The organism is Flavobacterium anhuiense (assembly GCF_050990855.1).
Classification (GTDB): domain Bacteria; phylum Bacteroidota; class Bacteroidia; order Flavobacteriales; family Flavobacteriaceae; genus Flavobacterium; species Flavobacterium anhuiense_C.
In genome coordinates, this window is sequence record NZ_CP158861.1 from 4,036,762 (window position 1) to 4,049,140 (window position 12,379).

Below are 12,379 nucleotides of genomic sequence, written 5' to 3' on the forward strand. Positions count from 1 at the left end.
TCAACAATGAAAAAATATATTAAAAATAAAATTTCAAGACTAGTGCCTTTCGTAGTATTGGCGATGCTGTCTAGTTCTTGCTCAAAAGATTTTCTTGAGGCAGATCCTCTTTCTTTTTACGAACCAGAAACTACTTTCTCTACAGAAGCGGGTTTGCAGGCAACTTTAGCACTATGCGATAAACAACTCCGTAACAATTACATTCACTTTGGCTATTCTGGAGTTAGCGTTCCTATTGGTACCGAGTATCTTTTCTCAGACATGGCACAATACGGAAAAACAGACACAGGAAGCAACATTGCTGATTATGCCAATACGATAGTGCCTACAGGAGATTTTAGAAGAGATGCTGGTGGTGAAGCGCTTTATCTAGGCTTTATGTGGACAGAAGCGTATACAGGTATTAAAAATGCTAATACGGTATTGACTTATATTCCTAAGGTAACCAGTTTATCTGATGAAGTTAAAAATAAATATATAGGGCAAGCTTATTTTCACCGCGCATATCGTTATCTCAATCTGGTATATCAATTTGGAGACATCCCATTGATTACTAAAATTTTGGAAGTTCCGAAACAGAGTTATTATTCAACTAAAAAGGAAGCCATCATAGAAATGATTACGGCTGATATGGAAAAAGCGGTAGAATGGGTACCAGAACAGGCAAAAATAGGTTATGTAGGTATGATTAGTAAAGGTGCTTGTCGTCAGTTATTAATTAAATGCTATTTGGCATCTGGTAAATTTGCTGAGGCTGAAGCGCAAGCCAATATTTTGATTAATCAATCTGGTTATGCCTTGGTGCAAAATACTTTAGGAATTTTTGATCCAGGTGGAAATCCTACGGCATGGCCTATTACCAGAAATGTAATCTGGGATTTGCACAGACCTGAAAACAAAGTGATTTCTGCCAATACTGAAGCTATTCTGGTAGCACCAAATGGAGGAGCACAATCCTTTTTGAACTTTTCTTCGATGCGAATTTTTGGACCAAACTGGAACGATGCCAATTTAATTACTCCAGATGGTAAAACTGCAGCACCTCGTTTCCCGTTGACCGATAAAACAAATTACAATGCAAAATACGATTACCAAAGAGCTATCGGACGTGGTATTGGCACAATAAGCTGTTCTTACTATTCTCAGCATCCTATGTGGAAAGTAAATGGTATTGAAGATAAAATCGATCTTAGACATAACAGTACTGTGGGCAACTGGGTTAATATGGAAGATCTTAAATATGCACCTGGAGCCGGTGGAAGTGCTACATGGGCAGGCCAAAGCTTTAGAATGAAAGATGCATCGGGTAAATTATTGGCACAAGATTCTATTCGTGATTGGTATGATTTTCCACACTATAAAATCTTTTATCATGATGTTGTCGCCGAGGCCAATCCAGCAGCAAATGATTTTCAGGGCGCTACTGCAGGAGCAACTGCTCATATGTATATCTATCGTTTGGCCGAAACCTATTTATTGCGCGCTGAAGCACGTTTTTATCAAGGAAACGTTTCTGGTGCGGCACAAGATGTAAATGTGGTAAGAGCAAGAGCAAAAGCTTCGCAAATGTACACTACAGTAACTATTGGCGATATTTGCGCAGAAAGAGGAAGAGAACTTTATTTGGAAGAATGGAGAAATGTAGAGTTAAAACGTATTTCGCACTGTTTGGCTTTAAGCGGAAAAGCTGACGAATGGGGAAATACGTACAATAAAGATACTTGGGACAAACAATCAGGAAAAGATGCAACTGGTGGAAGCTACTGGTGGCAGCGCATTGTTCACTATACCTTATACAACAAATATCCAGCTGGTATTTCTCTAAAACCAGGCGTAAAGTTTTATTCTATGGACAAACGAAACAATTATTGGCCAATTCCTTTTAGACTTGCAATAGAACCAAATATCAAAGGTCAGTTAAGTCAGAATTATGGTTATGACGGTTATGACGCTGGCGTAAAAATTTGGGATCAATGGCAAGATGCTGTGGCTGATGAAAGTAAAATCTAATTTTTTGATGTGAAAACATCTATAAGGCAAAAACGAGTTAAAGTATATTTAACTCGTTTTTTTTGCAATCAAGTATGATAAAAAAAATAAGCCCTCAGCAAAACTGAAGGCCTATTAGAAAAAAAACAATTAAACACATTCTATCTTTTATCCAAAACTCTTTCTGGATAATCGGTAATAATTCCGTCAACTTGAAGCTGCATCATATTGCTGATTGCTGCATCATCATTTACAGTCCACGGAATAATTTTCATTTTTAATAGTCGCAAAGAATCCACCGCCGTTTTATTTAACAATTTATAATGCGGACTATAAATTTCTGGTCTAAAATCAAGCAGTGAAAGATTTTTAGCGATCCCTCCTTCTCCAACCAAATAGGCTAATTTTGTTTTAGAATATTTTTTATGCATCACATTTAAAACCGTCGGATCAAAAGACTGAATATTGATCTTCTTTTCTATCCTTTTTTCTGTAATGACTTTCATCACCATTTCAGTAAAGACTTCTGGTTCTGGCTGTCTTTTTCCATAATCTGCTTTTTCAGATTTGATTTCAATATTGTAACGAACAGGTTTCAATTTGTTTTTTGCAATATATTCCTCAATAGTATCAATCACTTCTGACAGCAAAGGCTTGTATGTTTTTTGCTTTTGCTGATTGGGAAAGTTAGCATTGCCTCTTGAACCTCCGTCAAACTTTCTGATGCTGTCGTACGTCATTGCATAAAGATTAAAGCTTTTTTCTTTATCCTTCGCAATTGGATTCCCTGCAAAATCTGACATGTATTGCGAAGACATAAAAGGCTCATGAGAAACAACCACTTTTTGATCTTTAGAAATAACCACATCAAGTTCTAAAACATCTACGCCTTTTTTTACGGCGCTCAGAAAAGCCGGAATCGAATTTTCTGGAAAGTTTCCTCGATCACCGCGATGGCCTTGCACTTCTATTACGCTTTTTGAAGTTGCTGCTTTCTGGCTTCCACAAGAATAAATCGTCAAAACTGCTGCGAAAACACCGATTGTCTTTTTGATTTTTATCATTTTATAAAATCAATTATTTCACTTTATCAATTCTGTAACTCGTATTTGCCGTGTGCGTTTTGCCAAACATATCTGTCGCTTTAATCTCGATTGCATGTTCTCCAATCGCAAGATCAGAAGGAATGTTTCCTCTCCAAACGTGCGTACTTTTTTCAGGATCAGATGAACGCTTTCCTGGCATAAGCACTTCAGACAATTCCCATTCGTAAACCAATTCTACATACGATGGGTCTTGCACTTCAACATATTCCATTTCTTTCCATTCACCTTGATCTACGCGGTAAACAACCTTATCTTTTTTGCTTCCCATAAAGAAATTCGCAAATACTCCAGATTTTGTGCGTTTTGCTTTAGCAACTACTTTTGGAGCAAAAACTTTCATTTGGTAATTCTCTGGTTTTCCTGCCACTTTGTAATCAACTGTATATTTATTTCCGTTAAAATGAATAAAAGCATACCCTTTTGGAGTTCCGTCCCTCATAACAGAAATTGGAATTCCTTTTTCGTCTAATTTTCCAGAATACCAATCTCCAGATGTTGTTCCGATATTATAGTGATGATGAGGTGTTTCCTGCAACCATCCATCTTTCTTTTCGAAAAAATCTTGTCGTTGCAAATGCGTATGTGCTGAAAGTGAAAGTGTGTTTGGGAAATCTTTCAATAATTCGAATAACTTTTGACGATCTTCATCTCTAAAAGAATCATCTTTAGCATCTGGCTCACTGATCGGAATATGGAAAGCCATTACGATTAAATTGTCTTTAGGAACCACTTTCAAATCATTTTCTATAAACTGCATTTGCTCTTCGGTAAAACCGCCCCAATAGCCTTCATGATCTCTTGGGTCCGGATACAAAACATCGTCTAAAACAATGAAATGCACTTTTCCGTAATTGAAAGCATAATTAGCTGGACCGAAATGTGCTTCATACGTTTCATCGGCTAAATGATCTGCTTTAGCATCAAAATTTAAATCGTGATTTCCAAGAAGATTGTACCACGGAATACCAACTTTTTTAACCGCCTGAATATACGGATTGAATAAACTAAGGTCATTTCCAACCAAATCTCCCATACTTAATCCGAACGGAATATTTTTGATTCCTTCGACTTCAGAAATAATTCCTCTGGTAAAAAAATCAACTTCTTCCAGCGTGTATGGCTGCGGATCTCCGAAAACAAGCGCTGTAAAATCGGCAGTTTCTTTTTGAGGAATCAAACCAAAATCTACCGATTCCGGAAGTTTTCCTGTTGGCGCCACTCCTTCAAACTTGCCTTTTGGAGAACCAGCAGGTTTATGATTGTAGAAGAACTGAGGCAGATTGTCTTTATTCACCTGAATTTTATAAGCCGAAGGTTTGATTACCGCTATAATCGCATCGTCTTTTAACGGAAGTTCGTAATTGCCTTTTTTATCCGTCAAAACTACTTCGCGACCATTGGTAACGGCAATATTTGCGATTCCTTTTTCTTTCTTTTCTTTTTTACCGTTTTGATTTAAATCTTCATAAACGATTCCTTTTACAGTTGTCTGCGCTGTCAAAACACCACACAACAGAACTGCACTATATATAAATGTCTTTTTCATTTTCTAAATTTATTTATCCCACCAAACTTTAGTATTGATATTATCACCGCCAACCATTTCAACAGCTTCTAAATAATTTGCATTATTTTTAATTTGCTGATTATCTGGATAAGTGAATCTTGACGGCATCACTCCGTCATTAAGCATTGCCGTTGTTGTTGGCAATACTGGAAGTCCGGTTCTACGATACTCAAACCATTGCTGATAATCTGTAAAATACAAAGCGAAGTATTTTTGCAACATGATTCTTTCTAAAGTTCCGTCGTACTTTGCTTCTGCTTTATCAAAATATGTGGTTGGAGTTGTAGCTTTTAATTGCTCGATTCCGGCTTTAACCCCTTTTTCGTAATGACCTTGTGCATCAGCAATCAAACCTCGCTGTGCCAATTCTGCTTTGATAAATTCAACTTCAGCATAAGTCAGAATAAAAATCTGCATCGGATTTTGAACTTGCGTATTCAAAAGCGTCGAAGCGTTATATTTAAACTGAGAATCTGAACCTGCGTAAGCACTTGTAATTCCTTTAAATCCAATTGGCACATTGGTTACCAAAGCTGTTGCTCCTGTAGCGATTATGGCTCTTCTTGGATCTTCAAGCGTATTTAAATTATCAATAAAGAAAGAAGCCATTTTAATATTCAAATTAAAATCTTGAGGTCTTCCCCACGGAGACATATTTGGAGATACCCCTGTCACTTTCAAAATAGCACTTTCAGCCGTATTGGTAAAAACAGGATAAATTTCTGGATGATCTGCCATATAAGCCAATTTCTCAAAAGCGCCAATTTCTGTTCGGTTTGAAACCCTTAACAGTAATCTCATTTTTAAAGAGTTTGTCAATTTTTTCCACTTCAAAACATTATTCTGAAACAAAATATCTTCCGTATAAATCATCGCTTTACTTGTATCATAAAGCGTATTGGCTCTTTCTAAATCTGCTAAAAGCGTTTCGTAAATAAACTCTTGTTTATCGTATTTTGGATACAGAATTCCGTCCTCTCCGCGAACTGCTTCCGTCATTGGCACTGGTCCAAAAAGATCGGTAAGATTGGCATAAACCAAAGCATTTAGCGTTAGTGCAACCGCTTCGTAATTACCGTCTCCCGCTTTTACGGAAGCCATTCGCATTTCTCTAATATTATTAAGCCATTTGTAATAATTATTCCAAGCCGAATTACCAATATTATTGCTCACATCGTAACGATGCAAACCTCCAGTAATACTAGGAAAAGGAAGTGAAACTTGCATTAGATTGAAAGTAACATCTACACTTTGAGTTGCGTTTTGCGAAGCAATTCCGTAAATAATCGGATTCAATAAGGTACCTGGACTTATTTCTGTTATAAGATTAGGATTTTCGTTAAGTTCTTCAAAACCTGACGAACAAGAAATAGTAATTCCTGTTAGTAATAGGATTATTGCTGTAATTTTTATCTTTTTCATTGTCTTATTATAAAGTCAAACTTAAATTGAAACCATAAGTAGCTGGCGAAGGCATTTGTCCCATTTCTATACCTGGTAAAATGGTATCTCCGTTTAATGCTGCAGTTTCTGGATCGTAAATTGGGAAATCTGAAACGGTTGCTAAATCTCTTCCGAATAAAGAAAATTGAAGCGATTGCAATCCCGTATTTTTCAACCATCTTTTTGGAAGATTGTATTGAAGACTGATTTCACGAAGTTTTCCAAAAGAAGCATCGAAAGAGTTTGACTCGATATTCGCTCTGCGGTAATAACGACCATACCAATCTGCTGTTTTTACTTGTTTAGTGTTTGGAGAATAAGATCCATCTGCATTTTGAACTACCCCCTCACCAATGATAAAGCCAGTTTCTCTTCCCATATTATTTGAGTTTAATTTTCCTTGCTCAGAAAGTTTATGATGCGTTTGCGAATAAATAATTCCACCATACTGACCGTCGATCGTTACATTCATTGTAAAATTTCCAATAGAAAAACTATTTGTTAAACCTGCTTTCCATTTTGGACTTGCATCACCAATGTATTGTATTTCTTCAGGATAAGCCGGAAGACCTGCATTATCGTACACAATCTGTCCGTCAGGAGATCTTACGAAACCAAAACCGTAAATAGCACTTGTAGTTCCGCCTACTTTTGCGATAATAGAAGCTGTTCCTCCCGTGCCAATTATCTGCTGCCCATCAATTCCTTCTGGCAATTCCATTACTTTATTCCAATTGCGTGACCAATTTAGAGTTGAGGTCCATTTAAAGTTTTTCGCTTCAATAATTTTCCCGCCAAGAGTCAATTCAATTCCACGGTTTCTAACTTTTCCTCCGTTTAAAACTGCTCCGCTGTAACCTGTAGAAAAATCCATTGGAATATCAATAATCTGGTTTTTGGTTATACTTTCATATATTGTCGCATCAGCTGTAAGTCTATTTTTAAGCATTCTGATTTCAAAACCTGTCTCAAAACTTGTGGTAATTTCAGGTTTAAAATGATCATTATATAAAACCGTTAAAGTCTGTGCAGAACTTGGAAAAGCGCTTTGTCCGTAATATTTTTGCGTTTTATACGGTTCTGTATCATTTCCTACCTGCGCAAAAGAAAGTCTGTATTTTAAGAAATCAATTGTTTTAGGAAGCGAAAACATTTCAGAAAGTACCGCACTAGTATTAATTGACGGATAAAAGAATGAATTGTTCTCTACCGGAAGCGTACTAGTCCAATCGTTTCTACCTGTCACGTCAACAAAAAGCATATCGCGATACGACATCGACACCAAACCATACAAACTGTTCATTTTTTTATTAGCATCGCCCAAAGTCAAAATTGGCGCGCTTGATCCATTTGAAAGCTTATATACTCCTGGAACAACCAAACCGGTTACCTCTGCTTCAGTTCTTCTGTATTCATAATTCATGGCATTTCCTCCAGCCGAAGCAGTAAGCGAGAATTTTCCAAAGTCTTTTTTATACGTAAGCAAAAAATCTGAATTGATTTCTTGTTTAAAAACATCTTGTCTCTCATAAAAACCTTTCGCATATCTGTTGATGCTGTAGGGTCTTTTTTGCTCTCTGGTCTGGTTATACGTATTCATAGAAGAACGGAGCATCAAATCTAAATTTGGAGACAAAGTAATATTGGCAAAAATATTCCCCACAATCTGATCGCTGTCTAATGTATTCGTAGCTTCATAAGCAATCAAATACGGATTATCAATAAAAGAACTGAAAGGATGCAACTGCTGAATTTGCTCTTTTCCTTTCTCCCAAATCGGACGGTACCAATTTAAATCAATATTGGGTTGTTGGAAAATCATGAAATAGGCAATCGAACCGTTGTTGTAACCTGTAGAAGGAAGATTATCACTGTTTCTGGTATTGTAATTTACAGTTGTTCCCAATTTAATTTTATCAGAAACCTGATAATTAGCATTAACAGCCGCTGTAACACGATCAAAACCTGTATTTGGCATGATCCACTCATTCTTTTGATTTCCTAATGAAAGACGCATCGAACCTTTGCTATCGCCACCTTGAATAGAAATGTTATTGTTTAAAGTCACACCTGTTCTCCAGAAATCTTTACGATTATCTCTATAAGATTGCCATGGAAGTCGCTGTGCAGATTGACCTTCTACAGCAGGATCATATTGGTAAAAATTTTGTCCTGTAAAAGCGGGTCCCCACGCACTACTCGTTCCGCTAGTTGAAGTTCCGTCTGCAGAATTTCCATAAGAATAGTATTGATTACCAGATGCATCTGGAGAATTACCTGTTCCTTGTCCGTAGCTATACTGATAATCTGGCCATCTTTGAATGACATCAAAAGTAGCTCCTGTGTTAAATGAGATTCCTAAACCTTTATTTCTCTTCCCTGATTTTGTAGTAATAATCAAAGCTCCATTTGCTGCACGGCTACCGTAAAGCGCAGTTGCACCTGCACCTTTAAGCACTGTTACGGCATCAATATCATCTAAATTAAGATCCGAAATTCCGTTTCCGTAATCAATCGGAGAATCTTCTCCCATGTAAGCGCTCGTAGAACCAGATGTTGTCATTTCGGCATTTACAGGAACTCCATCAACAACAATAAGCGCATAATTTCCTTTTGGACTTAAAGATCTGTTTCCTCTCAGAACGATCTGTTGCGAATTTAAAGGTCCTGAACCTGTAGAAATTATACTTAACCCTGCAACCTTACCTTTAAGACCAGACGACCAGTTATTAGGTCTGCCTTGTGCTAAATTGTCCGCTTTTATGGTTTGCTGCGAGAATCCTAATTTTTTCTCCTCTCTTTTAATTCCCAACGCTGTTACGACAACTTCGTTCAATTCGCTGGTACTTGGTTTCAATGTTATCGTAATTAAACTAGCACTTGCGTTAACTTCCTGAGAAATATATCCCATATAAGAAACAACTAAAACAGCAGAAGAACTTACAGCAAAGCTGAAATTACCTTCCATATCAGTCATTGTTGAGGTTTTTGTCCCTTTCTCAAGAATTGTAACTCCCGGCATTGGCATACCAGTTTCGTCCAATACTTTTCCGCGCACATTCATCTGTGTTCTAGCATTGTGCGTAACGGTAATTGTATTGTTTAGTTTTCTAAAGGATAATCCTGTTTTTGCTGCGATTTTCGTCAGCACTCCATCCAAGCTTTCTTTATCTGCATAAATCGAAATGCGTTGTGAGGTTCCAGATATTTTTTCATCAAAAACAAAAGTAAAAGTTGTTTTCTGCTCTACCGCCTTAAAAAATTCTGTAATTGTAGCATCTTTCAGATTAAGGCTTATTTGTACGTCTTTCACAGATTGGACTGAAGCAAATCCGTTAAAGGAAAAAATTAATAAAATCATTAAGTAAAGATTTTTCATCTTTATATACTTATTGAAAAAAAATTGTAGTTTCGTGTTCATTACTATTAGGCTATAAATTTTATTTTTAGTCTGTTTTAAAATGCCCGTTTCCGTTGCACCGGAAGCGGGTTTCTTTTTTTATTTTCTAAGGTTTCTTTTTTCTTATAGTGATTTGGTTTTTAGTTGTGTAATTTATTTTTAGCTGTTTCAAATAGGCAATACTTTCTAGAACATTTTCTAGTTTTTCATCTTTAAACTTTCCTGAAATGGTTAGATTATTCAATTCTTGATCTTCAATAAAAATGTCTACGTTGTACCAATTTTCTATTATTTTGACCGTTTCAGAAAGTTTCGTGTTTTTAAGAATAATAGTATTGCTAATCCAAGCAATTTTATCATCACTGTTTTCTGTAGAAATTTGTAAATCAGAATTGTTTATCAAATCGGCTTGCTGATTTTTAATAATCTGCACTTTCTTTCCGGTTGGCGAAGTCACTTCCACTTTTCCTGTAATGACACTCACTTTGGTGTCGTGATGTTTATAAGAATCAATATCGAATGAAGTTCCCAAAACCCTAACTTTCACATCATGAGTTTGTACAACAAAAGGTCGTTTTACATCTCTAAACACTTTAAAATAAGCTTGTCCATCGAGTGCTATATTTCTTGTCGATTCGAATTCTTCTGGATATGTGACGCTACTGTTTGAGTTTAAAACAATGACACTGCCATCTTCTAGGAAAACCTCTTTCTTTTCTCCTTTGGCAGTAACTTGCGTAATTGTAGCAGGTTTAAAAGCAAACTTTGCTGCAGTAAACGCAATTGTAAGTCCAGTAACCAAAACTGCGGCTACCTTTAATGCTTTTTGAATACTATATTTTTTTGGCTTAACGTGTAATTCTGAGAATATCTTATTTAGAATTACCTCACCTTTTTCATCAGATATGTTATTTTCTATATGTGATGTTTGATTTTGCATCTTATCAAAAAATGCTTCAACAGCTATTTTTTCTTCAGGTGTGCAAGTACCTTTTTCGTATTTTTCTGCTAACAGCAAAAAGGTTTCTTTTTTCAAAATAATATGCTTTTATAAACAAGTCACATTTTTTGAATCGAACAAGTAGTCGAAAAAGCAGGCTTAACGTTTTCTTAAAACCAGTATTTTTTAGTTAACATAAAAGAACGCTGCCCAGTAAAAAAGAAGATAATTATAAGACGTAGAACTTAGTCGAAGCTGCTTTAGCGCATTGCTAATATGTTTCTCTACGGTATGAATAGACAGGTTTAATTTTGCCGCGATTTCGGCGTTGGTAAAATGCTCAATTCTACTAAGAAGAAAAACCTCTCTGCATTTTGGAGTTAGTTTATTAATTTGGTCATTTATACTTTTCTCAAAGTCGACATATTCCAGGTCATTCATGGAGAAACTTGGATCTGGAATAGTTTCTAAAACTTCAATATGCTGCTGATCAAATTTTAAATTTCTAATCTGATTTGCAACTTTATACTTTACTGCTCTAAAAAGGTAAGCCTCAAGGTTTAAGATAACAGTATTTGAAGTATTTCTCCACAGACTTATAAAGATTTCCTGCACTATATCTTCGCAAACTGCTTCGTCTTTATATATTTTGAAAGCGTAAGAATAAAGTTTTTTCCAATAGCGGTTAAAAATAATTGAGAACGCAGCGTCATTTCCTTCAAAAATTAATTTTTGAAGTTCATCATCGGGCATTTTCAAAAGATCTCTTTCCATATTTAGATAAAAAGCAAATGAAAAACAACCGAGAAAAAATACCTAAGAAGTTAATTTATCTTTTTGTTAAATTAAATAAAAGCTTTTTAATATTTTTTTGGAACATGGAAACTGTATAACAACACTTTGTAATTGTGTAACTGATAATGTGAGCGTTTTAACAAATTTGAAATGTAAAAATCAACATAACTTTCTCAAACACAATGGCCCGACATTTCAGCGTTTTAATCTTATTATTTTCTTGTGTATGCTTTTCACAGAAATATGATGCAAAAGTCGCATTTGCAATAGAAACTTATGCTTTTATTAAAGGACAGAACGCTGCACTTAAAAAAGTGGCACAACAGTTTCCGCATCTTAAGCCTAAAGTTTCTGAAACCGAGAAAGACCTCAAAATTGTTTTTGGGCGAACTGAAAAAAATCTTAATCAATTTTTAAAAGAAGAACTTAGCCGTCAGCAAATTGATTCGCTACACATACACCTTGATTCTCTTCTGAATCTTCAGCTTGCAAATCCGATTGAAAAAGAACAGTATGCACATGATTTTCTTTTAAAAATAAAAGAAAGATCTAATTATCACAACAATGCAATGCTTCCAAAAGGAATTCTTTCGTTTAAATATCATGATGCGCCCCATCAGGAAATTACTGATGGACATGTCGCTGTTTTTTCTTCGGAAAATCATCCTAAAGCGGATAATATCGCGATAAAAATTCCTGTTCCAAAAAGTTGGCTCGCTCAAGAAGCAGAAATGCCAGAAACCATTCAGCAATTTACGAGCTGTCACGGAAATGGAATTGAAAAAATACTTATTGTGGTCTATGATTTGCCAGAAGAACTGCATGCAATTCAATTAAATGAAAAATCTGTTTCGACTTTTCTATCGCCGCAAACTAAACTTATTCGTACAGAGGCTATGATTATTGATGATACTCCTGGATTAATGATCGAAGTGGAGGAATCCGTAAACTATCAAAACGAAGGTATGAAAGTAAGAATGTTGCAATTTATGTTTCTGGACCAACAGAAATTATATTGTTTGCAAGGTAGTATAGGACCTGCCGATCAAGATGAAGATCTTGGCATTCAGATAAAAAAATATGAACCGCTTTTTCGTCTCGTTGCTTCTAGAACAGAGCTGGAGAATTAGAATATATTT

General features: G+C 35.8%; 8 protein-coding genes. 2 read left to right on the forward strand and 6 right to left on the reverse strand.

The window, feature by feature from the left end:
- Positions 1-6 precede the first annotated feature (6 nt).
- The gene (locus ABTV69_RS17835; protein WP_433831164.1) at positions 7-2,010 is read left to right on the forward strand and encodes a RagB/SusD family nutrient uptake outer membrane protein; all 2,004 of its coding nucleotides are present in this window, start codon (positions 7-9) and stop codon (positions 2,008-2,010) included.
- A 140-nt stretch (positions 2,011-2,150) separates the two neighbouring features.
- On the opposite strand, the gene ABTV69_RS17840 is transcribed toward ABTV69_RS17835, so the two are convergent.
- The 6 genes from ABTV69_RS17840 to ABTV69_RS17865 all read right to left on the reverse strand — a co-directional run bounded on the left by ABTV69_RS17840 (position 2,151) and on the right by ABTV69_RS17865 (position 11,219).
- Positions 2,151-3,053 (reverse strand): glycerophosphodiester phosphodiesterase family protein, encoded by a 903-nt coding sequence (locus ABTV69_RS17840; RefSeq protein WP_433831166.1) that lies wholly within the window; start codon positions 3,051-3,053, stop codon positions 2,151-2,153.
- Positions 3,054-3,066: 13 nt separating this feature from the next.
- Complete coding sequence (locus ABTV69_RS17845) at positions 3,067-4,641, reverse strand: calcineurin-like phosphoesterase C-terminal domain-containing protein (protein WP_433831168.1); 1,575 nt, start codon at positions 4,639-4,641, stop codon at positions 3,067-3,069.
- Positions 4,642-4,650: 9 nt separating this feature from the next.
- Entirely contained in the window at positions 4,651-6,084 is a 1,434-nt protein-coding gene (locus ABTV69_RS17850) for a SusD/RagB family nutrient-binding outer membrane lipoprotein (RefSeq protein ID WP_433831170.1), read from the reverse strand.
- 7 nt (positions 6,085-6,091) lie between these two features.
- Positions 6,092-9,466: a SusC/RagA family TonB-linked outer membrane protein gene (locus ABTV69_RS17855; protein WP_433831172.1), complete on the reverse strand. Its 3,375-nt coding sequence runs from the start codon at positions 9,464-9,466 to the stop codon at positions 6,092-6,094.
- A 145-nt stretch (positions 9,467-9,611) separates the two neighbouring features.
- Complete coding sequence (locus tag ABTV69_RS17860; RefSeq protein ID WP_433831174.1) at positions 9,612-10,541, reverse strand: FecR family protein; 930 nt, start codon at positions 10,539-10,541, stop codon at positions 9,612-9,614.
- 90 nt (positions 10,542-10,631) lie between these two features.
- Positions 10,632-11,219 (reverse strand): RNA polymerase sigma-70 factor, encoded by a 588-nt coding sequence (locus ABTV69_RS17865; RefSeq protein WP_433831176.1) that lies wholly within the window; start codon positions 11,217-11,219, stop codon positions 10,632-10,634.
- Positions 11,220-11,422: 203 nt separating this feature from the next.
- Between ABTV69_RS17865 and ABTV69_RS17870 the strand changes: the two genes are divergently transcribed.
- Entirely contained in the window at positions 11,423-12,370 is a 948-nt protein-coding gene (locus ABTV69_RS17870; RefSeq protein WP_433831178.1) for a hypothetical protein, read from the forward strand.
- The last annotated feature ends 9 nt before the right edge of the window (positions 12,371-12,379 follow it).